Raw genomic sequence first — 24,819 nt, forward strand, 5'->3', positions numbered from 1 at the left:
TTCCCACTGGAGTCGCCGCCTTGCGCTACAATCAAACGATACCTGTCTAAAATTAACGGATAACAATTAAATGTTCGTGATTATTATCTAATTGAGGAGTTATGAAATTGACTCAATTAAATGCATATGACAGAATAACTACTCTTTTGTCTGAAAGGGGAATTAAATAAGAAGAAATCAAACAAGAAATTATTTCAATTTAAGACAAGAAGTTGCTTTATACCTAATCAATACCTAAAATAGAGGATAGAAGAAAGTCCCTGGATCTTAATGAATGGAGGTGGCAAGATGAAGCTAAATATGGAGCAAAGAAGGATTGTAGAACTCGAACCAAATGGTCATATGATGATTAAGGGGGTAGCAGGGTCAGGCAAGACGACTGTGGCGATTAGGCGAATTTCTTTTTTGCAAGATCATTATAGTCATGAAGAAGACGATTCGATTCTTCTCGTTACTTACAATAAAACATTATTGCAGTACATAAAATATCAATACCATAAATTTGCTGATGAAGAACAGGAACAATATGAACTATTATTTTCGAAAGATAGTGAGGTTGAAATTGTAACGATTGATAGCCTCATGTATAAATATTTCATGAAGCAGATGCGACGTATGAACCTTTCATTAAAACCCTCCAATAACCATTTGGACCATAAGGTAATGGTAAAGGCAATCCATAGTATGCAAAAGAGATACCCGAAAAGTAAAATATTATCTCCAAAAAACAGTCTCTTCTTATTAGATGAAGTAACCTGGATCAATGCTTGTCAAATAGAAGATGTGGATACTTATCAACAAATAGATCGGATAGGACGAGCAACTGGTGGGAGTGGCTCACCTCAAAAACTATTGAAAAATTCTGACCTTCGTGCAGCTATCTTTGAATTAATGGAAACATTTAACGCCATGCTTGCTGACGAAGGTTATGTAACTTTCAAACTAATGAATTCAATGGCTCTGCAGGAAGCCCAACAAATGAATCATGGAAAGTACACGCATGTAATCATAGATGAGAGTCAAGATTTGACGAAAGTACAACTTGAATTTTTAAAATGTATTTATCAGGAAAAACCTTATTCATCAATACTGTTTGTTGCTGATAACACACAGAGTATTTATTCGCAATCATGGCTAGGAAAAGGAAGACCCTACACATCAATTGGCTACGATATGAGTGGGAAATCAAGAGTGCTTAGTAAAAATTATCGCACGACAACTGAAATTTCACAGGCAGCCTACCAGCTCATAGAAAACGATTCTACCATTAATGCGAATTTAGACTTTGTAAAGCCTTCATTAATCGATCGACATGGTCATCCACCTATTTATCGTTTTTTCACTTCAAGCCAAGATCAAATTAATTTTTTATTAAAAGAGATTAACATTCTTACAAATGATTATCAATATTCTGAAATATGTGTGGTGGCAAAAGAAAAAAGAATTATTGAGAGTGCGAGCCAAGTATTGGAAAGTGGAGGAATTCCATGTGAAATTCTTCAGTTTTCAGAAGCGAACTTCGAGTCGGATAAAGTGAAATTGGTGACCATGCATTCAATAAAAGGATTGGAATTCAAAGTTATCTTTTTGATTGATTTGAATGACGGTGTTATCCCAAATACGCGACTTTATGATTTGGATGATGAAGAAACGATGGATTCGGAAGAGCGTAAATTATTGTATGTAGGGATGACCCGAGCAAATGAATTGTTATACATGTCTACAGTTAGAAAACCGTCTAAATTTATTAAGGAAATGAACATGCAATACCTTCGGATGAAACGAGATAGCTTAATGCGACCATTCCAATCAATCGGAATCCAAGATTATCAGCTTAAAGACCAGGTGCAAGATCTTAATTCAAAAGAAGAAGTAGTTCGCCAATGGATGCTACGTGAGCTTCGTCAAACTTATGGATATCCACTCGAACTTTTAGAACTGGAGTTTCCAGTTCAACAGTTTTCGACAAAGGGTTATATTGATATTGCTGTGCAAATCTTTAAGAACGGAGAAATGGTTCCCTATATCTTCGCTGAAGTGAAACAGTTCGGAAGTGGAATTCAAGATGCTACCCAACAATTGAAATCGTATCTAGAAGCAAATCAACGCGTTCGTTATGGAATCGCCACTGATGGTCTTGAGGTGATTTGTATGGATCGATCTGGTGAAATTTTGAATGACCTGCCGAAATGCCAACCACAATTTTTACCTGAAACAAAAAATAGAAGAATGTATTCAAATTTTAAAAACAATAAAAAGTATAGCGTTGCCACAGAATTAGACAATGAAGAAATGGTTGAAATTACAGACCTAGAGTCAGGTTTGTTTGTGGACTATGAAACGAAATGCAAGATTCCTCTTATTGGTAATGTGGCAGCTGGCGTACCGATTTCTGTGAATATCGACTATGATTCTTCACTTACATTACCTAAGGAATGGGTTGTATCCGAAATAAACTCATTCGCACTCATTGTAACAGGGGATAGTATGAAGGATGCAGGAATTGACAAAGGGGATGTCGTCATCGTCAATCGTCAGCAATCTGCAACAAATGGGGATATTGTCATTGCCATCATTGACGAAGAGGCGACTATGAAGAAATTTGTGCCAATGGGTGACTCCATCCTGCTCCTTTCCGAGAACCCGAAATATGAACCAATTCAAATGAAGAAAGAAGATGTGTTGATTAATGGAAAGGTTATTGGGGTTATGAAAAATCAATAAATATCAATTACCAAAACTAAAGCTGGATATTTGATATATCTAAATGGTAAAGATCATATAACTGAAATAATAGTAGTCTTTCCAACACGAAAAGGATGCCGACTAACGACTACATCAAATGATAGTAGAAATAATTCGGAGCTGGTAATGTAGGCAAGGTTAGGCATCATGTAACCCAGTAACATATGACCGTGATCTGTAAAATCTAGAAGTAGATGATACGCTACTCGACACAAGAAGTGTGGAATATATAAAAAGTCCTAAGATCAGTAAATAAAAGTTTAAATAACTCGGTATATAGCGTTATAAAAACATCATACTAACAAACAAATTAGCATTGCTTTTTGCAATGCTTTTTCCGTGGAATTTATAATTGAGTATTAATAAAAGGAATTTAATCAATAATATGGTAATGTAGTAAATAAGTATAATTTTTAATCTTACTATTGAACTTATAAGATTGATTGCTAAATTTATGCGAAATGTTCCAAGGAGGTAATGAATGATGGCAATTTTATTGAGTATTATATTTGGGTTGTCGCTTTTGTTTTTAGTCATTACTTTGTTTTATACGATAATTGTTCGGAGTTGGAAAAGTTATTTAGGTTTAGGTATTGTTTCAATACCATTATCTTTATATTTTTATTCTGGAGAACCACCTGTACAGTTTGTGGGGCTTTTTTCCATAGTTTGTTTTGCTATCTCTTTATTAATGCTTTTGCGAAAAAAAATAAAGACAAAGACTTTTGTTTAAAAATAGATGCTTTATAGGATCTTCTCCAACTATCAAATGCATTACTTTAAATATGGTCATGCCCTTTTTTCTTCAAGTTAATACATTAACAAGTACCAGTTTTTATGCATGAAATATATTGTTTATCAACAGATAACGTGCTTTATCATTGTAAAAAGTCCGGATTAGATTGTCGAATCTTAAATTATATGCGAGAATAACTACTAATTACAATCAATTTCAAGGGGCATTAAAATGAAAAACAACATAGATTTTTTTCGAAAAATACCGTTTATCTATCTAATAGTAGGTCCCATTTGGGTTTTTGGCACAGATTACTTGTTAAGTGTATCTGATTTTTCTGCAGAGCTACTATTCTTCCTGGAAACCGTTAAAGGTTTATTATTTGTTTTCATCACAGCTACACTGTTATTTTTTCTATTAAAGAGTTTAAGCCATTCAAAACAAATTGAAGAAGAAAAAGAGAAGCTTACATTGTTAATTGATACGATGCCTGACTTTGTATCATTTAAAGATGGAGAAGGAAAGTGGCTTCAATTGAACAAATTTGGTGCGCAGTTATTCGAATTAGAAAACGTCGATTACCAAGGGAAGACAGACGAAGAAGTAGCAAAATATACAGACTTTTATCACGATGCTTTGATTTACTGTATAGATACAGATGAAGAGGCCTGGAAGGAAGGAAAGGTAAGTCGTTGTGAGGAAATTATTCCTTTAAGAGATGGTTCAAACAAAATATTTGATACATTCAAAGTTCCTATTTTTAATAAAGATGGTTCTAGAAATGCTTTATTAGTAATCGGTAGGGATATTACCGATTTAAAAGAAACAGAAAGTATGTTAAGACAATCAGAAAAAATGGCTGTCTTAGGAGAACTAGCTGCAGGTATTGCGCACGAAATACGAAACCCTCTTACAACGATTAAAGGATTTATGCAAATGCATCAAGAGAAAACAATTAGAATTGAGGATCATATTGATGTGCTAGTGGATGAAATTGATCGAATTAATAGCATTTGTACGGAACTATTACTGGTTGCAAAGCCAACCGATATCATTTTTTCTACCAAAAACATAAACACGATTGTGAAAGAAGTCGTTCAATTGTTATCAACAGAAGTTACCCTACTAAATACACAGTTAAACGTTATAGAACTCAATCAATTCAATGCATACTGTAATGATAGTCAATTAAAACAGGTATTTATCAATATACTTAAGAATGCATTGGAAGCCATCTCTACAAATGGTGAAATCACTATTACACTCTATGATAAAAATGAGGATTACTTTGCTGTTAAGTTTGAGGATAATGGATGCGGAATTGAAGAAACCCGTTTAGAACGCATTGGTGAACCTTTCTATAGCGTAAAAGAAAAAGGAATTGGACTCGGAATGACCGTAAGCTTTCGCATAATAGAAACACACAAAGGTTCTATCCAAATCACAAGCCAAGTGGATGTAGGAACTAGCGTCGAAGTATTATTGCCGAAGTTGAAAGTTTAGTAGTGCTAGCTATTGTCATACACTATAGCTAGAACTTAAAGACACGACATCTATCTTCCAACCGAAGAACTGCAAGAGAAATATGAAATGTGTAAAAGGCCTTTGGGATGTATCCAAAGGCCCTTTTCCTTTACTGTAACTGTAGAAGAAGGCATGAAAAGCAATATTGTCTTTTCCAAGTTCAAGAATTGCTGAAGGTCATAATCATAGTCTAGCCCCCAATTCGCTACTGGAATGAGGTTCTACTATACTGAAAGTAAGTACCTGTTTATCCGAGGTAATTGAGTGGCTTTTAAACATGATAGTGAGCTACTAATGGAAGGAGATAATTAAATGAATGATGTTTTTAGAAAAACTTCAGGAGAAGTCTTAAAGACTTTGGATGTAACAGAAGCGGGTTTGAATACAGAAGATGTTCACAAACGGCGGGAGCAGCACGGCTATAACGAATTGGAAGAAGGAAAGCGAAAGAATGGTTTCCAAGTGTTTGTTGAGCAACTGAAAGACTTTCTGGTTATCATCTTACTTGCTGCGGCCCTTATTTCTGCTTTTTTAGGTGAAATTGAAAATACCATTGTTATCATGATTGTCGTAATCCTAAATGCCATTCTCGGAACGGTCCAGCATGTAAAGGCGGAGCAAAGTTTAAACAGCTTAAAGGCTCTTTCCTCTCCGTCAGCTAAAGTATTGCGCAATGGGACAAAAGAGGAAGTTCCTTCAAGGGATATCGTTGTTGGGGATATTCTCTATCTTGACCCAGGTGATTTGGTTAGTGCTGATGGAAGACTACTTGAAAACTATAGCCTTCAGATCAATGAAAGCTCATTAACAGGTGAATCACTTAGTTCCTTAAAAGACATTGAGCCAATTAATGAAGATGACGTGTCGATTGGCGATAAAAAGAATATGGTATTCTCGGGAAGCTTCGTTACATATGGCAGAGGCGTTGTCGTTGTAACCAGCACCGGAATGAAAACTGAGATTGGCAAGATCGCCAATTTGCTAGAATCGGCTAAAGACAAAAAGACACCACTTCAAACGAGTCTTGATACATTCGGAAAATATTTAGCGCTCATCATTATTGTGATTGCCGTGTTAATATTTACGGTCGATTTAGTCAGAGGAAACGATGTTGTTGATTCGTTTATGTTTGCAGTGGCACTAGCAGTCGCGGCCATTCCGGAAGCCTTAAGTTCCATTGTTACGATTGTGCTGGCTTTTGGTACTCAAAAGATGGCCAAGGAAAATGCCATCGTACGAAAACTTCACGCGGTTGAAAGCCTGGGGGGCATTTCAGTCATTTGTTCAGATAAGACCGGAACGCTTACCCAGAATAAGATGACCGTCCAGCAAATTTATGTGGATAATAAGGTCGTTGAGCATGACCAACTGAATCTTGAAAAGGACCTTGAGAATAGAATTCTATTAATGTCACTATTATGTAATGATTCGGAAACAGTCGATAACAAGGCAATTGGCGACCCGACTGAACTAGCCCTTGTTAACTTTGCTGAAACTTATGACTATGATGAACTGGCTATTCGACAAAAGTATCCACGAGTTGAGGAGCTACCATTTAGTTCTGACAGGAAACTGATGAGTACAGTCAATAACTATGAAGGCAAAACCTATATGTTTACCAAAGGAGCACTCGACGTCTTACTTGACAGATTAGACAAGATTGAAACGTCTGATGGAGTTTTGGACTTTACCGATAGTACAAAACAACAAATAGAACAGGTAAATAAAGACTTCTCGATGAATGGACTTAGAGTACTTGGTTTTGCCTATAAGGAAATAGCTGAAGGCCAAGCGATTGATTTTACAGATGAAAATGACTTAACCTTTATCGGTCTGATTTCAATGATGGATCCTCCCCGAGATGAATCTGCTGATGCAGTCGCAGCTTGTATAGACGCAGGCATCAAACCGGTCATGATTACAGGAGATCATAAAATAACTGCTTCCGCCATTGCCAAAAAGATTGGCATATTGAAACATGAATCAGAATCAGTAGAAGGCTTTGAAATTGAACAGTGGAGTGATGATGAACTCAAGGAAAAAGTGGCTAATATTTCGGTCTATGCCAGAGTATCTCCTGAACATAAGATACGAATTGTTAGGGCCTGGCAGGATAAAGGAAATGTGGTTGCCATGACTGGGGATGGAGTCAATGATGGGCCAGCCTTAAAGCAGGCTGATATTGGGGTGGCCATGGGAATTACAGGCACAGAAGTAGCCAAAGAAGCATCTGCCATCGTATTGACTGATGATAACTTCTCGACCATTGTAAAAGCCATATCAAATGGTCGGAGCATTTACGCCAATATCCAGAATTCAATCAAGTTTTTATTAGCAGGAAATACAGGTGGAGTTTTGTCCGTCCTTTATGCGTCCATATTAGCTTTACCGGTTCCTTTTGCAGCTGTGCATTTGTTATTTATTAACTTGTTAACCGATAGCTTGCCTGCAATTGCGGTTGGACTCGAGCCACATGATAAAGACATCATGAAAGAAAAACCAAGGGGAATCAACACACCATTGTTGAACAAAACCTTTGCTCTACGAGTTCTGTCAGAAGGGCTAATTATCGCAATTGCAACCTTGATTTCCTTCCATATTGGCTTATCAACGGGAGACAACATGGTAGCCACCACAATGGCATTCTCTACTTTATGTTTGGCAAGACTGTTCCATGGATTTAATGCTAGAAGCAGTCAGTCTATATTTAAGATTGGGCTTTTCACAAACAAGTATCTTTGGTTTGCTGTTATTCTCGGTGTGGTCTTATTGCACATCGTACTCTTGCTACCAGCACTTCAAGGAATATTTAAAGTTGCTCCACTTAACGCAGAGCAATTCGGTACAATTTACGCGATGTCCTTGATGCCACTCGTAGTAATCCAATTGTATAAAGTGGTATTTGCGAAAAAGAGTTTAGTGAAATAAAGCGTGCCTGCCCCTTTAGTTTGAAGAAAATAGGTCTGTACCGTAATGCAGATGTTGATTGCAAAATAATCCATGGCAACTGCTGTCAAGAAGACCAACAGCAAAGTGTCTCGATAAGGACAGACAAAAGGTCCCTGTGACAGAAACAAACACGAATGTTTAAACTTTCATGATTGTTTTGGGCACAGGGACCGCTTTAAATTATGAGTTACACTTTATTTATTGTTATTACTTTGGTTACAGATATGATAATCGATTTAAATAAACAAGAATGTCTAATGGTGAATATTCTCACTAAAAATATTTCCTTTTTATAACCGATTTGATATGAAAGGAAGATCAACTTATGAAAAAAGAAAAAGTAAGCTGTATCGCAGTAATTGGAACAGGAAATGTAGGGTCAAGCTATGCCTTTGCTCTTATGAATCAAGGAATTGTAGATGAATTGATTATGATTGATGTAAATAAAGAAAAAGCACTCGGTGAGGTGATGGATCTAAATCATGGGAAAGTATTCACCCCAGATTCAACAAATATTCGCATGGGAGAGTATACAGATTGTGCAGATGTAGATTTAGTTGTTATTTGTGCAGGAGCGAACCAAAAACCAGGAGAAACACGTCTTGACCTTGTGGGTAAAAATCTAAATGTTTTTAAAACAATTGTTGAGAATGTCATGGCTAGTGGATTTGATGGCATCTTTCTTGTCGCAACCAATCCCGTTGATATCCTAACGTACGCTACGTGGCATTATAGTGGGTTACCCAAAGGACGAGTCATTGGATCTGGTACCATTCTTGATACAGCCCGTTTCCGATACTTATTGGGTGATTACTTTAAAATTGCACCAAAAAATGTTCATGCCTATATCATCGGAGAACACGGTGATAGTGAGCTCCCTGTTTATAGTTCTGCAGATGTGGGTGGTATTTCCATTTTGAAAATGATTGAACGTCAAGAACAGTATAAAAAAGAAGATTTAGATGAGATTTTTATTAATGTACGAGATGCAGCCTACAAAATCATCGAAGGAAAAGGAGCTACTTACTATGGCATCGCCATGGGACTAGCGCGAATTACAAAAGCCATTTTGAACAATGAAAATAGCGTGTTAACTGTATCTGCTCATATGGATGGCCAGTATGGTCAAAACAATGTATACATGGGTGTTCCGGCAATCATAAATCGTAGTGGGATCCGAGAAGTTGTCGAATTAGAACTCAATGAAGAAGAACAACAAAAGTTCAAACACAGCGCAAATGTCTTAAAAACCATTTTGGCGCCTCACTTTGAAGAAGTAAAGTTATGATTTTAAAGTAGAAAGAAGAATGCATCATCTGGACTCAAGATGATAAAACGGCTTGTGTCCATTCCTCTACAATGTGATTATGGCAGTTTGGATTCATAATATCTCGGTTTAAACAGCTAGATTTGACGTGACCGTGGAAGCATTGCAAATGTCTCTCAAGACCAACGATTTCAGGTATTACTGCTTGGCTTTAGCGTCATTAGTGCAACTACTATGGGTAAGAAGACCAAGAGTATGATGTATTTGAATGGTTCTAGCCAATCTGCCAAATACACACAAGTTGTAAAATTGTCTACCAAAAATAGAAATGAGCAGTGACTTTGTCATCGCTCATTTTTTCAATCTATAGGTTATGGTTCAGCGGGTTGTCACAGTATATGAACCGAGCTTTCATAATCGTCTTGTGTTAACGCATTACTCCTGGTGTAATTGATGCATTTTTCAAGATTATCCAGATAAGTGCTGCCAATACAATAGTAATACCTAAGATCCCTAAGTTGTTTATTGATACATCTAATGAATCAGCTGTTCGTTCAGTTACAATCAATAAATCGATTACCACAGTCCGAATAGTTGTAACAAACATAGCAATAAAAACGAATGCTATGGTTATAAGCCCACCAATCATACCAAACCGATGGAACACAGCGCTTAAAAAGAATCCAAGTATGAAAACCAAGAGGAAAAGCATAAAATCAAAACCAAATTGTGTATACCACGAAACATGACTAGTTAACAAATCAGAAAGCACCAGGAGAGAGATGTTATCCAAACCAGCAAGATTTGCAAACCATTCCGAGAAGAGTAAAAAACCTAAATTCAGACCACTCATAAACGAAGCAAGCAAGACGGAAAATATGAGTACACTTAGAACATACTCATGACGGGTAGACCCCATTCGAATACTGAAAGGAAAAGTTTCTTTTGTAATCACAAATCCGGATATTGCACAAAAGATAGCGACTGCCATACTAGAAGAAATCACCACTTGTCCACTTGTTGAGGAGGAAATCGCCACCAAAGGAATCATACTAGCAAGAAAGATTGAGCAAAAAATAAGTACTGAAAGACGGATATCTAGTGCGAAAAAACCTAATAACGCTTTGCTATTTCTAGACATATAAACCCTCCTCTTGAGAATTCGTTAAATGAACCATCAATTCCTGGATCGAGCAACGCTCGACTGACAATCCCATTGCTTTTGCTTGTTGTTCCTCGATGGCTTTTTCTCCATAAATAAAGACTGTTTTTTGCCCCATAATCTGTGTGGTATAAATGACATTCTTCCCCTCAGAAAAAGCAGTTACCTTTTCTAAACTACCACTGATTTGAAGGCTTTTGTTTTTCATTTCTTCAGCAGACTCATGCAACAATATTGAGCCATCATGCATTAATACCACGTCTTCAAATAGATTGCTAACCTCATCAATTAAATGAGTTGAGATTATTATTGTACGAGGGTAAGCTTCATACTCTTCAAGCAAAATAGCGTAAAAACGGTAGCGAGCATAGGCGTCCATGCCTATATATGGTTCATCGAAAATTGTAATGTCTGTTCGGCTCGATAGTCCAATAATAATGCTAAGTGCTGATTCCATCCCTTTTGAAAGTCCTTTTGCATTTAAAGATGGAGCTAAGTTGAAAATTTTTAATAAACGTTCCGCAGTTGGTTGTGACCAGTTCGGATAAAATCGTGAGATCATTTTAAGTATTTCTCTAATCTTTAGCTTGCGTTTAAAGTTATTAGCCTCACTGATTAAGCAAACTTTTTCAAGCACATGACTTCGATTGAACGGATTCTCACCATTAATTAATATCTCGCCTTCTGAAGGTTTAAAGTGACCAGCTAGAAGTTGTAATAACGTTGTTTTTCCGGCACCATTTCGACCTAGTAAACCAATAATTTTATTAGGTTCAATCGTTAAATTAATATGGTTCAAAGCTTTTTTATCACCGAAATTCTTAGATAAATTCTTTGTTTCAATTTTCATGTACATCCCCCTTTTGAATAAGTTTACTAAGTTCTTCTGAAGTGATACCGAGCTTCATGGCTTCATTTTGCAGTGGAATAATATAGTCTGTGTAAAAACGGTCTTTACGTTTTGATAAAATAATTGTTCGTGCATTGTTCCCCACAAACATTCCGATCCCTCTTTTCTTAAACAGAATTTCTTGCTCGACAAGCTGGTTAATGCCTTTAGCTGCTGTTGCTGGATTAATTTGATAATACTTTGCAAATTCATTTGATGAAGGTACACGATCATCTACTTGGTACAACCCTTCCAAAATACCCGACTCAATGGTTTCAGTAATTTGTTGGAATATAGGAATATCTTCTCGTAGTTTCAAATCCATTTTATCGCCACCTAGTTGGTTAGTTACTCATGTAACTAACCATATAACCAATTATATAAAAAGTCAAACAATTTTAAGGATTTTTTTATCCATCGAAAGAAAAGTAAAGTTTTGAGAAAAGTATATAACATAGAAATATTTTACATATTACAGGAGTTTTGAGTGCCTTTGAAGAAGTGAGGGATAGGGGGAAAGTAAATAATTTTAACAAATAGGTCGCTCGTACAAAAAGAATCACTAATTATTAAAATCTCCTGATTTGTTTCTGACCCCGGGACACTGCTTTAACATGGAGTATTAAGGATAGGGTAAGAAGATTCTATAGTTTAGTGCAATTACATGCCGGATTCTGCGAGAAGATTTTTTAATTTAATACTAATCATTGTTGTAAGAAATACAGATGTAGTGTTAATGCTAAAATATTATTTCTATTCGACAAGAAACTACAAAATATTATGAATAATTGTGTTAGTTTACTAGTAAGTAGTCTTAGCTCCAATGCACTAAATTTTGGAATGTGTACAGATGTTGTATTGTTACTTTAACAAATAGTATATTCATAAATGACTGAGTTTTCAGAAGTTATTTATGCGGCAGTAAGTATTTATTTCCTAAAATAATTGAAAGGGGCTAATTATGCAGTATATCGCACATATACGTGAAAAAGATGGAGAAATACAAACTGTTCAACAACATTTAGAGTCTGTTCAACAATTATGTGAGAAATATGGCGAGAAAATAGGGGTAAAACACTTGGCTGGTTTATCTGGATTGTTACATGACTTAGGAAAAAATACTGGTGACTTCAAAGAATATATTCAAGAAGCGGTTGCGAATCCTGACAATCCACCACGAAAAGGGTCTGTCGATCATTCTACTGCTGGGGGTAAGTTACTTTTTGATCAATTCCATGATGGACAAAATAATTTCACTGAGAAGATTGCAGTCGAATGGATGGCCATGTGTATAATATCTCACCATCAAGGTTTGCGAGATTTTTTAAGTCCTGATATGTCGTCTGGTTTCTTAAAGCGTGTTGAGGAAAAAGAACTTGATCACTATGGAAGTGCAGTATCAGCCTTTTTTGAAACACAGGTTTCAGTAGAAGAATTTAAAGATTATTTTGAGGAAGCTAAAAGTGAAGCGGAGAAAATGCTGATTTCAATGAAGGAAAAGAAACTACAGCCCATTACTACTTCATTTCTCATAAAATATATATTCAGTTGTCTGATTGATGCGGATCGGACAAATACTCGTATGTTTGAAGAGAATGAATTGGTTGAACAACAGTTTGATAGGAATGCATTCTTTAGTGAGAGTTATGTGGCTTTAATGAAGAGGATTACATCTTATAATCATGCAGAAGATGCCAACCATCCAATTAATCTGCTAAGGAAAGAGATGTCTAATCAGTGTGAAGACTTTGCTTCCAATCCCTCTGGAATATATACGCTTTCTATCCCTACTGGGGGTGGGAAAACACTAGCGAGCTTAAGGTACGCACTTAAACACGCCATGAAGTTTGAAAAAGAAAGAATCATATACATTGTTCCTTATACGACAATTATTGAGCAAAATGCACAGGAAGTAAGAGATATTTTGAATAATGATCAATATATTTTAGAACATCACTCAAATGTGATGAAAGAAAAAGAAACGACAGATGAGCTGTATAATTTAAATGCAAAAAAATTAAACTTAGCAAAAGATAACTGGGATAGTCCAATCATCTTTACAACCATGGTTCAATTTTTAAATGTCTTTTATTCACGAGGTACTAGAAACGTTAGAAGGTTGCATAATTTAGCTAATTCTATATTGATTTTTGATGAGGTTCAGTCCGTACCGATTAAATGCACATCATTGTTTAATGAATCCCTAAACTTTCTAAGTGATTACTGTAATTCAAGTATTGTCTTATGTACTGCAACCCAACCTGCATTAGATTTTGTCGAAAATAAATTAAAAATCTTTACGGATGCAGAAATGATTCGTGATTTAAAGAACGTGAGCGAAAGCTTTAAGAGAGTTGATGTTATTGATAAAACAACTCCACAAGGTTTAAATGCAACTGAACTAAAAGAGTTTATTGAAATAGAAATGCAGGAAGTAAAAAGTATTTTAATTATCCTGAATACGAAAACAGCTGTTCGAAAGCTTTTTGAGGAGCTTAATAGCAAGTCTGATTTTCAGGACAATGATTACAAGTTGTTTCATTTAAGTACAAATATGTGCCCAGCACATCGTAAAGAAGTTCTTAAAGACGTTAAAAATGAACTACTAACAGGTAAAAAGGTTATTTGTCTTAGTACTCAATTAATTGAAGCGGGAGTTGATATCAGCTTTGAATGTGTTATCCGCTCATTAGCTGGTTTGGATTCCATTGCACAAGCTGCCGGAAGATGTAATCGTCACGGCAAAGATAAGATTAGGAATGTATATATCATCAAATCAGCCGATGAAGTACTTACCAATTTGAAAGAAATAAAAATAGGAGCTGAACAAACTAAACGGATTTTGGATGAATTTAAAAGAGATGCAGATAAATTTGGAAGTGATCTATTATCTCAAAAAGCAATGAGCATTTATTTTCAATATTATTATCACCAAATTGAGGGGGAGCTAAAGTACACGATACTAGAATTGCAGAAAGATCTGGTTGATCTTTTGAATCAAAATAAAGACTACTATGCAGCATTCAAAAACAAAAATGGAATTAAACCACCGATAGTGTGTAGACAATCTTTTGCGACAGCGGAAAAATATTTCAATGTCATTGACAGCCCAACAACTTCAGTCTTAGCTCCTTACAATGAAGAGGCAAAAGAGATTATATTAGCACTTAACGGTGACATGAACATTAAAGAATTAAGCGGTTTATTAAAGAAAGCACAGCAATTCACTATCAATGTATTTGAACACGAACTTAAAAGGCTCGAAAAAGAAGGCGATGTTTTCTTCTTGTTAAATGGAAATATTTTGACTCTCAGGGATACAGCATATACAAAAGAAATGGGCTTGGACAGTAAGGGAGAAGGTAGCTGGACACCTGCATTTGCTTAACTAAATAGCCCGAAATTATTGGAGGTGTTAGTTTGAGAAATCAAATTGAGTTCGAAGTTTATGGAAATTACGCATTGTTTACAGACCCATTGACTAAAATCGGCGGAGAGAAACTATCCTATCAAATTCCTACCTATCAAAGCTTGAAGGGGATAGTTGAATCTATTTATTGGAAACCCACGATTATGTGGATCATAGACGAAGTACGGATTATGAATCCAATACGAACAGAGTCTAAAGGTATTAGACCGATTGAATATAGTGGAGGAAATACCTTAGCAAACTATACCTACTTGAAGGATGTGAAGTATCAAGTCAAAGCACATTTTATTTTTAATCCTCATCGATCAGATTTGGCATTTGATCGAAACGAAAATAAGCATCACAACATAGCTAAACGTTCTGTTGGGGTAGGTGGACGAAGAGATATCTTTTTAGGTACAAGAGAATGCCAGGGGTATGTGGAAGCTAGTGAATTTGGTGAAGAAGTTGGTTATTACGACGGGTATGGTGAGATTGATCTAGGTGTGATGGTTCATGGGCTGAATTACCCCGATGAGACAGGGAAAGATGTATTGGAAGCCCGTTTATGGAGACCCATTATGAAAGATGGAATTGTTTCATTTATTCGCCCTGACGAGTGCACATTAATTAGAACAGTTGGTGAAATGTCACAGAAGGAATTTAATACCGAGAACATGCAGTCGGTTGAAGAGCTTTATGAAGAGGTCTTTTTGGGAAGAGGAGATTAAATGAGTTGGTTAATGAATCTATACAAAACCTATGAAAACAACTCGCATTTGATTGGAGAATTTAAGAAAAAGAGAAACGATCAAGAATATGCCCTTATTCCGACATCACACACTACTCAAAGTGCACACATTGAAGTTTCTTTAGATAATAAGGGAAATTTTATTACTGCGAAGGTTATAGAAAAGAATGATGCAAGTACAATTATTCCGTGTACTGAAGCATCCGCAGGGCGGACGAGTTCACCAGTTCCACATCCATTATTCGACAAGTTACCGTATGTTGCTGGAGATTATATTAAATATGGCGGAAGCGAGAAGAAAATCAATCTTTTCAATGATTATCTTGGGCAGTTAAATGAATGGTGTAATTCCCAGTTCAAACATCCAAAAGTTGATAGTGTATACGCATATTTAAAAAAAGGGACCCTTATTGAAAATTTAATAAATGAAAAAATCATTTTTGTAGATGAGTATAATAAGTTCATAGAAAAATGGGATAAGACCATGGAAGATAAATATGGTGAAAAACCAGAGGTGTATAAAGTAATTGCCGGCGACCAGAGCGAAGCATTCGTTCGCTTTACAGTAAATACAATCGGGGTAGCCGAATCAAGACTATGGAGAGATCAAACAGTACATGAGTCATTTATTAAGTTCTATGAAGAAAATAAAGATGGAAAAGATTTATGCTATGTAACTGGGGAGTTCAAACCAACTACTGAAAGACATGCTTCACGAATTAGACACTCGGCCGATATGTCGAAACTAATATCAGCGAATGATACAAGTGGCTTTACTTATCGCGGACGCTTTAAAACTGGTAGTGAAGCTGTTTCTATAAGTTACGAAGTATCACAGAAAGCACATAACGCTTTGAAGTGGCTTATTTCAAAACAAGGATATTATATTGATGGAAAAGTATTCCTTGTGTGGGGGACTCAAAATTTAGTTGTCCCGGATCCACTTGAGGACACTTACAGTCTGTATGAAGATATGGGTAATGAGGAGCAAGGGGACAGTACCCATAGAGAATTTGCAAATCAGATTCAAAAGACGATTGCTGGGTATAGACAAGACCTAGAATATCATTCAAATGTAATTGTAATGGTGCTAGATGCAGCTACACCAGGTAGATTATCTGTTGTTTACTACCGTGATATGGAAAAGGAATTATTTCTAGTTCGGTTACAGAATTGGCATCAATCTTGTAGCTGGTTACATCGTTATAAAAAAAGTAAATTGGGTGAACGTATTGAATTCGAAGGCGCTCCGGCCACCAAAGACATTGCTTTCGCAGCTTATGGACCAAGAGCAAGTGATAAATTAGTAAAAGGGTTACTTGAAAGAATGCTCCCTTCAATTATCGATGAGCGGAAAATACCACTTGACATCGTCCGTAGTGCAATAACTAGGGCTTCAAACCCCATGGGAATGGAAAATTGGGAATGGGAAAAAACGCTTAGTATTACATGTGCATTATTAAACAAAACATATGAAAAGGAGGGGTTTGAAGTGGCATTAGATCAAACTAATACAAATCGAGACTACTTGTTCGGGAGAATGTTGGCAATTGCTGATGTGTTGGAGAGAAGAGCACTCAGTAAAGAAGAAAAACGAGCTACAAATGCAATTCGATATATGAATGCTTTCGCTCAACGTCCTAGTAGAACGTGGAATATTATTCAATCAAATTTGCAACCTTACCAAGCAAAATTAGGAACGGAAGTAGGTTATTACAACCGGTTGTTAGACGAGGTGGGTGCACAATTAAATCCAGATGACTTCACTGATAAAGCACTGAGTGGTTTATATTTACTTGGTTTTTATAGTCAAAGACATGAACTTTACAGAAGTAAAAAAGAAAAAGATGCTGAGAGAGAATTAGCTGAAAAAGGGGCGATATAAATGACTACATTAGATCACAAAATTGACTTTTCCGTTGTTTTAACTGTGCGAAATGCAAATCCAAATGGAGATCCATTAAACGGAAATCGACCACGTCAAAATTATGATGGATTTGGCGAGATTTCAGACGTGTGTATTAAAAGAAAGATTCGTAACCGTTTACAAGACGTAGGAGAAGGAATTCTTGTTCAATCTGACGAAAGACGTAATGATGAGCACCGTAGCATTAAAGATCGAGTCGATGGAAATGAAGAGTTGAAAAGTCTTGCGAAAGGGAAAGGAAAGAATAACAATAATACACTTTTTGCCGACATAGCTTCTAGTACTTGGCTTGACGTCCGTAGCTTTGGACAAGTCTTTGCTTTCAGTGGATCTGGTGTTTCAATAGGAATAAGAGGACCAGTATCCATCCATACAGCAGTAAGCCTTAATCCAATCGATATCTCTAGTATGCAAATCACGAAAAGCGTCAACTCTGTAACCTCTACAGATCCGGATAAAAAAGGTTCAGATACAATGGGGATGAAGCATCGTGTAGACTTTGGTGTATATGTATTTTACGGTAGCATCAATACACAACTTGCAGAAAAAACAGGATTTACAGCAGAAGATGCAGAAAAAATGAAAGCTTCATTAATCACTCTATTTGAAAATGACACTTCCTCTGCTCGTCCTGACGGTAGTATGGAAGTAAATAAAGTATACTGGTGGGAACATAATTCTAAAATAGGTCAATATTCATCCGCAAAAGTTCACAAATCACTTCAGATTGCATTAAAAGAAGGATTAAATGAAGCAAAGGCATTTGAGGATTACAGTTTCACACTCAATAATCTTGAAGGCCTCAAAGTTCATGAGTATGAAGGTTTATAATGAAGACGATTATTTAATGCTCTCAGGAATACAACATTTTACTTTTTGTAAGAGACAGTGGGCGTTAATCCATATTGAACAACAATGGGCAGAGAATGTACGAACTGTTGAAGGGGAACATCTTCATAGACGTGCGGACCAACCTATGATCAGAGAAAAAAGAGGTAACAAATTAGTTGTGCGAGGACTCCCAATCCACTCAAGTGAGCTTGGAATTACAGGGATATGTGATGTTGTCGAATTCATGCAAGATCCAACTGGAATTTCTCTAGTGAATGAGAAGGAATTGTATCGCCCTTATCCAGTTGAATATAAAAGAGGAAAGCCAAAAACTGATGAATCGGATATTCTTCAACTTACAGCTCAGGCAATGTGTTTAGAAGAGATGTTATTATGCGAAATTCAGAACGGCTATCTTTATTATAATGAAATAAAACATCGTGTTGAGATACCCATTACTACTTATTATAGAGATCAAGTAAAGAAACAGTTAGAAGAGATGCATCAGTATTTTCGGAAAAATTACACGCCAAAAGTGAAAGCAGGCCCACATTGTAAGAGCTGTTCACTTATCAATATATGTTTACCGGATATCATGAAAAAAAGATCTGTATCAAGCTATATTGAAGGGAGGTTAATAGAATGAAGAAGTTTTTAAATACTTTGTTCATAACTTCACCAGATGTATACCTATCCCTTGATGGAGAAAACATTGTTGTGAAAAGAGAAAGTGATATTGTCGGTAGATACCCATTACACAACTTGGAAGCGATATGTACATTTGGTTACACAGGGGCAAGTCCAGCATTGATGGGATCTTGTGCAAAGCGAGATATTTCAATGACTTTTATGACTAAAAATGGTAGGTTTTTAGCGAGAGTAATTGGAGAATCCAGAGGTAATGTTGTATTGAGGAAAGAACAATATCGGATATCTGATGATGAAAAAAGAAGTGCTTTAGTTGCGAGAAATTTCATTCTCGGAAAAATTTATAATAGTAAATGGATTCTAGAACGTGCGACAAGGGATTATCCCTTAAGAGTAGATGTCCCTAAAATAAAATCAATTACCTCCGCGCTAACAGAGGCAATGAAAGCAATTCGAGTGGTTGAGGACTTAGATATTTTGAGAGGTTTAGAAGGAAATGCAGCAGCGCAGTACAATTCGGTTTTTGATGACTTGATACTTCAGCAAAAAGAACATTTTTATTTTCATAATAGAAACAAACGACCACCATTGGATAACGTAAATGCTTTACTTTCTTTTTCGTATACTTTGCTTTCAAATGATATGAAATCAGCATTAGAGTCAGTTGGATTGGACGCATATGTAGGATTCTTACATCGAGATAGACCGGGGAGAGCCTCGTTGGCTTTAGATGTAATGGAAGAACTTAGAGGAGTTTATGCAGATCGTTTTGTTCTTTCACTTATTAACAAAAAGATTGTTAATGAAAAAGGATTTACTCAAAAAGAAAATGGAGCAGTCATTATGAGTGATGATACAAGAAAAAAAGTATTAATGGCGTGGCAAGAAAGAAAACAAGATAAAATTTTACACCCGTATTTAAATGAAAAGATTCCTTGGGGACTTGTGCCTTACACTCAGGCATTGCTTTTAGCAAGGTATATTAGAGGAGATTTAGACGAATACCCACCATTCTTTTGGAAGTAGGTGACAAAAATGTTGGTATTAATCACTTATGACGTAAGCACAATAAGTGTTGGCGGCAAAAAAAGACTTAGAAAAGTTTCTAAAAAATGTTTAGATTATGGACAAAGAGTACAAAACTCTGTTTTTGAATGTGTAATAGATTCGACGCAGTTTAAGCAATTGAAGTATCAATTAGAGGATATTATCAATAAAGAGACGGACAGTCTAAGGTTTTATAATCTGGGGAATAATTATAAAACAAAGGTAGATCATGTGGGTGCAAAGGAATCTTTTGATATAGACGATACTCTAATTATCTGAGTGCGAACCTAAAGCGCTCATACTTTCTCTAGGAGATTCGCACCCTTAAATGAAGAATAATTACCATAAAATACAAATGAAACACTTAAAGTATCTCTTAATAGAGGGATAAATGGTGATATCACATGGAGCTTGCCCTTTTTATAGGTAATTCCTAGTGTTTTTCGCCGTCGCACTCCATGTGAGTGCGTGGATTGAAATAAAAAACCCATGCACCTGGTCTTTTTCGGCAGAAGGTCGCACTCCATGTGAGTGCGTGGATTGAAATTTCGGCTAATATTTAATTGTCTTGCCGTTTTAGTGTCGCACTCCATGTGAGTGCGTGGATTGAAATAATTTAGGCGTTAATACGGTTGCATTAACGTAATGTCGCACTCCATGTGAGTGCGTGGATTGAAATTTGTAATTCGTCAGCAGATAGAGTGTACATAGATTGTCGCACTCCATGTGAGTGCGTGGATTGAAATATACGCTCCAAATACTCCACCATAGAAACAGTCTTAGTCGCACTCCATGTGAGTGCGTGGATTGAAATATGTATTTTATGACGTTGCTATTTATGATTAAAGTCGCACTCCATGTGAGTGCGTGGATTGAAATATTTCTGAATGTTTGTGGGAGACTATCGGTTGAGTCGCACTCCATGTGAGTGCGTGGATTGAAATTTGTGCCATTGCCGATGCTAATGTTTGATTGACGTCGCACTCCATGTGAGTGCGTGGATTGAAATAGCAGCTATAACTTTCTTTGCATCAATGTGGACGGTCGCACTCCATGTGAGTGCGTGGATTGAAATTTGTGCTGTGTAATCACCATCACGTAATTTTTTACGTCGCACTCCATGTGAGTGCGTGGATTGAAATCATTGGCTCCATTACGAACGTTTCCGCGCCTTCAGTCGCACTCCATGTGAGTGCGTGGATTGAAATGTCTTCATATGGTTCCTCCACAACCTCTATTTTAGTCGCACTCCATGTGAGTGCGTGGATTGAAATCCAAGGAACTTATCGTTAATACTCGTCATCAAAGGTCGCACTCCATGTGAGTGCGTGGATTGAAATCAATTCCCACCAACAAGAGCGACAAGCGTGCGAGTCGCACTCCATGTGAGTGCGTGGATTGAAATAGTAGCTGACTCACTACTGGAGCGCATCAAACAGTCGCACTCCATGTGAGTGCGTGGATTGAAATCCTCAATAAATTGAGCATCCTTTAATGGCATACCGTCGCACTCCATGTGAGTGCGTGGATTGAAATGATCTAATTAATGTGGATATAAATCACATGATTTGGTCGCACTCCATGTGAGTGCGTGGATTGAAATCATTAATCGTTTTAAATTAGACTTAACCTGTTCCATGTCGCACTCCATGTGAGTGCGTGGATTGAAATATCTCTCTTTTGTGCGATGTAGGCACAAACTTGGCTGTCGCACTCCATGTGAGTGCGTGGATTGAAATACGAAAGTGAATATACAGATTTTAGTGACCGTTGTCGCACTCCATGTGAGTGCGTGGATTGAAATAGCAATAGCTGGATATGTTGTTGAGTACGGCGGAGTCGCACTCCATGTGAGTGCGTGGATTGAAATAATGTGTTTGCGACATTCGTTATGCCTAGTAAATGTCGCACTCCATGTGAGTGCGTGGATTGAAATTCATATGACAGATAGCACAAGATTGTACTCGGATGTCGCACTCCATGTGAGTGCGTGGATTGAAATAAAACTAACATTTGTGGATGGTTTGAGCGTGACGTCGCACTCCATGTGAGTGCGTGGATTGAAATATTCGTAAAGTCTTTCGTATATGACGTTGCATCTACGTCGCACTCCATGTGAGTGCGTGGATTGAAATTTCTTCCTGACCATAACTATCTACTTTCGTTTCTGGTCGCACTCCATGTGAGTGCGTGGATTGAAATCTAACAAAGAATCGCTCGATTGACACCGAACCCTGTCGCACTCCATGTGAGTGCGTGGATTGAAATATCTCGTAATTGAAACGGTTGATTGAGTAAATAGGTCGCACTCCATGTGAGTGCGTGGATTGAAATAGGTAGACGTATCGAAGGTAGCACTGGATGGTGGGTCGCACTCCATGTGAGTGCGTGGATTGAAATAAATTCGATGTCAACTGATAACATTTCGTTTGTAGTCGCACTCCATGTGAGTGCGTGGATTGAAATGCTCAAATCATCAACCCATGCAAATACTTTATTTCGTCGCACTCCATGTGAGTGCGTGGATTGAAATTGCTTGCATTGCCTCCGTGATTGGGGATCTTGTGTCGCACTCCATGTGAGTGCGTGGATTGAAATTACAATTGAGCTAACAACTTTTAAAACTGTTGATTGTCGCACTCCATGTGAGTGCGTGGATTGGAGTGCTTCTTCCACCCTATGATTCTAGGGATTAACGCAGGATTGCTGTTTCGCATCAATTCCTGAGAGTCATCTTTTGATTCCTGCTGCCCGCTTAATCTTGTCTTCCACCGCTCATTCCAGATCAAATTCTTTGCTACTGTATCTTCCCGTTTCTCAAAAGTAAGTGCACGGAAGGTATTGGTATAGTCCGCACTATGCTTCTTCATCATCTTCATAAGGTCCTCAATAAGAGATTCTGCCTCTTTCTCAACGTTAAAAATCCCGAGTTTTGACCTCATTCCTGCAAGCCAATTAGCATGACACAACTTTGGGAATTCTGAAATTTCTTCCTGGGCTATTTCGATAGCTTGGTTCTGATCCTCATGTAGAAGTGGCAATAGAGTTTCAGTAAATCGTGCGAGATTCCACCCGACCATTTCTGACTGATTACCATAGGCATAGCGGCCTTGCCGGTCGATAGAGATGAGATTGAAGCTTTATTATATCCTGATGATTCTGGTCTAAAAGTTTGGTTAACTAAAGATAAGAAACAACGTGGATTTCAAAGTTTCCAGATGACTCCTCCAAATTACAATACCTGTCGCCGCCCGAACATACTTGGGATGGTGACAGGTACTGTTTATTTCCGATCTTAATCAGGTACCGCAAAAAGTTCGATAAGGACGGGTTGATTCCGTAGGCAGTGTATAGTAATCTGCCTGTTCTGGAGAGTGCGCGAAAGGACTAGAAAGAACTTCAAGCAATCGTTCCATCACACTATAATCTCCATGTTCCACTGCAGCTTCTAGGGCCTCTTCTACCCGGTGATTACGAGGGATTATTGATGGATTACTGCTTTGCATCAATTGTTGTGAGGATGTTTTCTGGTCATCCTGCCTACCTAGTCTTGCTTGCCACTGTTCATGCCACTTAACAAATTCTTCTTTGCCAAATAGGACTGTTTCCTCATGTTTGTCCAAAGTTAATGCACGGAAAGTATTCGTATAATCTGCACGATATTTATCCATCATGCTTAGCAAATCTTCGACAAGAGCTTCATCCTCTTTCTCAACGTTAAAAATCCCGAGTTTTGACCTCATTCCTGCAAGCCAATTAGCATGACATAACCTAGGAAATTCTGAAATCGCTTCTTGAGCTATTTTGACAGCTTGGTCCTGATCCTCATGTAGAAGTGGCAATAGAGTTTCAGCAAATCGCGAGAGATTCCATCCTGCCATCTCTGGCTGATTACCGTAGGCATAGCGACCTTGACGGTCAATGGAACTGAATACAGTTGCCGGATCATAGGCATCCATAAAGGCGCATGGACCATAATCAATGGTTTCTCCACTAACAGTCATATTGTCAGTGTTCATCACCCCGTGAATAAAGCCAACCAGTTGCCATTGGGCAATGAGCGAAGCTTGACGTTTTATTACTTCCTGAAGAAAAGATAAATATCGATTGTCAACAGCTTCAACTGCAGGATAATGTCGTTTTATTGTATAGTCAGCCAGTTCACGGACTTCCTCGATTGAGCTAAAGTTTGCAGCGTATTGGAACGTTCCGACACGGATGTGACTAGCAGCAACACGGGTCAGAATTGCACCTGGCAGTTCGGTTTCGCGGAATACGGATTCACCAGTAGTCACAACTGCTAGACTGCGTGTGGTAGGAATATCAAGCGCATGCATTGCTTCGCTGATGATGTATTCGCGTAGCATCTGTGCAAGTCCCGCTCGACCATCGCCTCCACGGGAGTATGTCGTTCTACCTGGACCTTTGAACTGAATATCATACCGCTCACCTTGAGGAGTAATTTGCTCTCCTAGTAGCAAAGCTCGACCATCCCCCAACATGTTAAAATGCCCGAATTGATGCCCTGCATAGGCTTGAGCAAGAGGCGTAGCACTTTCAGGAATTCGATTACCAGCAAGCATAGCTACGCCATCATCACTTTGTAGCGTTTGTTCGTTTAACCCCAGGGATGTCGCCAACGGAGAATTGAAAATGATCAACTTCGGTGAGCGTACAGGTGTTGGATTTTGGATGGTGAAATATGTTTCCGGCAGACGGGAATAACTGTTGTCAAAGTTCCATCCGGCTTCTATTAGATCTTTTCCATTTGTCATCGTATCTCCCTTTCTTCACTTGTCTTTTCGTTTACATAAAACAAATACTAAGCATTCTATGATAATTTAACTTAACTTACAAACACATGACAGCTTTTTTTATTGTTTACTTCTACCAATTTATTATACCTTGTCTAGACATAGATAGCGTCCTTTAAA

General features: G+C 37.5%; 16 protein-coding genes, 1 pseudogene and 1 CRISPR repeat array. Of the genes and pseudogenes, 12 read left to right on the forward strand and 5 right to left on the reverse strand.

Annotated elements, in window-relative coordinates; genetic code table 11:
- The first annotated feature begins 288 nt into the window (after positions 1 to 288).
- From lexA to B371_RS0115865, 5 genes are all read left to right on the forward strand, one after another.
- Positions 289 to 2,724, forward strand: coding sequence for a transcriptional repressor LexA (lexA, locus tag B371_RS0115845; RefSeq protein ID WP_019415291.1), 2,436 nt, complete (start codon positions 289 to 291; stop codon positions 2,722 to 2,724).
- A 502-nt stretch (positions 2,725 to 3,226) separates the two neighbouring features.
- Positions 3,227 to 3,478: a hypothetical protein gene (locus tag B371_RS0115850; RefSeq protein ID WP_019415292.1), complete on the forward strand. Its 252-nt coding sequence runs from the start codon at positions 3,227 to 3,229 to the stop codon at positions 3,476 to 3,478.
- Between the two features lie 234 nt (positions 3,479 to 3,712).
- A complete protein-coding gene (locus B371_RS0115855) occupies positions 3,713 to 4,984 on the forward strand; it encodes an ATP-binding protein (protein WP_019415293.1) in 1,272 nt (423 codons plus the stop codon).
- A 333-nt stretch (positions 4,985 to 5,317) separates the two neighbouring features.
- Complete coding sequence (locus tag B371_RS0115860; RefSeq protein ID WP_019415294.1) at positions 5,318 to 7,933, forward strand: calcium-translocating P-type ATPase, PMCA-type; 2,616 nt, start codon at positions 5,318 to 5,320, stop codon at positions 7,931 to 7,933.
- Positions 7,934 to 8,279: 346 nt separating this feature from the next.
- On the forward strand, positions 8,280 to 9,242 hold the full coding sequence (locus tag B371_RS0115865; RefSeq protein ID WP_019415295.1) for an L-lactate dehydrogenase: 963 nt from the start codon (positions 8,280 to 8,282) through the stop codon (positions 9,240 to 9,242).
- A gap of 406 nt (positions 9,243 to 9,648) precedes the next feature.
- Here the strand turns inward: B371_RS0115865 and B371_RS0115870 are convergent, their stop codons facing one another.
- Genes B371_RS0115870 through B371_RS0115880 form a run of 3 tightly spaced genes read right to left on the reverse strand, consistent with a single transcriptional unit; the run spans position 9,649 to position 11,597 of the window.
- Complete coding sequence (locus B371_RS0115870) at positions 9,649 to 10,362, reverse strand: hypothetical protein (RefSeq protein ID WP_019415296.1); 714 nt, start codon at positions 10,360 to 10,362, stop codon at positions 9,649 to 9,651.
- Entirely contained in the window at positions 10,355 to 11,233 is an 879-nt protein-coding gene (locus tag B371_RS0115875; RefSeq protein ID WP_019415297.1) for an ABC transporter ATP-binding protein, read from the reverse strand. The genes B371_RS0115870 and B371_RS0115875 overlap by 8 nt, the downstream gene beginning before the upstream one ends.
- Positions 11,223 to 11,597, reverse strand: a complete 375-nt coding sequence (locus tag B371_RS0115880; RefSeq protein WP_019415298.1) for a GntR family transcriptional regulator — start codon at positions 11,595 to 11,597, stop codon at positions 11,223 to 11,225. Before B371_RS0115880 ends, B371_RS0115875 begins: the two co-directional genes overlap by 11 nt.
- A 636-nt stretch (positions 11,598 to 12,233) precedes the next feature.
- On the opposite strand from B371_RS0115880, the gene B371_RS0115885 reads away from it, so the two are divergent.
- Genes B371_RS0115885 through cas2 form a run of 7 tightly spaced genes read left to right on the forward strand, consistent with a single transcriptional unit; the run spans position 12,234 to position 20,164 of the window.
- Entirely contained in the window at positions 12,234 to 14,660 is a 2,427-nt protein-coding gene (locus B371_RS0115885; protein ID WP_019415299.1) for a CRISPR-associated helicase/endonuclease Cas3, read from the forward strand.
- A 32-nt stretch (positions 14,661 to 14,692) separates the two neighbouring features.
- On the forward strand, positions 14,693 to 15,412 hold the full coding sequence (cas5c, locus tag B371_RS0115890; RefSeq protein WP_019415300.1) for a type I-C CRISPR-associated protein Cas5c: 720 nt from the start codon (positions 14,693 to 14,695) through the stop codon (positions 15,410 to 15,412).
- Positions 15,413 to 17,317, forward strand: a complete 1,905-nt coding sequence (cas8c, locus tag B371_RS0115895) for a type I-C CRISPR-associated protein Cas8c/Csd1 (protein ID WP_019415301.1) — start codon at positions 15,413 to 15,415, stop codon at positions 17,315 to 17,317.
- Positions 17,318 to 18,190 carry a type I-C CRISPR-associated protein Cas7/Csd2 gene (gene cas7c / locus B371_RS0115900; protein ID WP_019415302.1) on the forward strand — a complete coding sequence of 291 codons (873 nt, stop codon included), beginning with the start codon at positions 17,318 to 17,320 and terminating at the stop codon, positions 18,188 to 18,190.
- Positions 18,177 to 18,836 (forward strand): CRISPR-associated protein Cas4, encoded by a 660-nt coding sequence (gene cas4, locus B371_RS0115905; protein WP_026023097.1) that lies wholly within the window; start codon positions 18,177 to 18,179, stop codon positions 18,834 to 18,836. The genes cas7c and cas4 overlap by 14 nt, the downstream gene beginning before the upstream one ends.
- Positions 18,833 to 19,864 (forward strand): type I-C CRISPR-associated endonuclease Cas1c, encoded by a 1,032-nt coding sequence (gene cas1c / locus B371_RS0115910; protein WP_019415304.1) that lies wholly within the window; start codon positions 18,833 to 18,835, stop codon positions 19,862 to 19,864. Before cas4 ends, cas1c begins: the two co-directional genes overlap by 4 nt.
- Before the next feature lie 9 nt (positions 19,865 to 19,873).
- Positions 19,874 to 20,164: a CRISPR-associated endonuclease Cas2 gene (gene cas2, locus B371_RS0115915; protein ID WP_026023098.1), complete on the forward strand. Its 291-nt coding sequence runs from the start codon at positions 19,874 to 19,876 to the stop codon at positions 20,162 to 20,164.
- 169 nt (positions 20,165 to 20,333) lie between these two features.
- Positions 20,334 to 22,550: a CRISPR direct-repeat array (repeat unit 32 nt; unit sequence GTCGCACTCCATGTGAGTGCGTGGATTGAAAT).
- A gap of 91 nt (positions 22,551 to 22,641) precedes the next feature.
- Here cas2 and B371_RS24535 read toward each other — a convergent pair.
- Positions 22,642 to 22,965: pseudogene (locus tag B371_RS24535) on the reverse strand (protein adenylyltransferase SelO family protein); the annotation flags it as partial.
- 219 nt (positions 22,966 to 23,184) lie between these two features.
- A complete protein-coding gene (locus B371_RS0115920; RefSeq protein WP_019415306.1) occupies positions 23,185 to 24,660 on the reverse strand; it encodes a YdiU family protein in 1,476 nt (491 codons plus the stop codon).
- Positions 24,661 to 24,819: the final 159 nt, after the last annotated feature.

Source organism: Paenisporosarcina sp. TG20, assembly GCF_000286315.1.
Lineage (GTDB): Bacteria > Bacillota > Bacilli > Bacillales_A > Planococcaceae > Paenisporosarcina.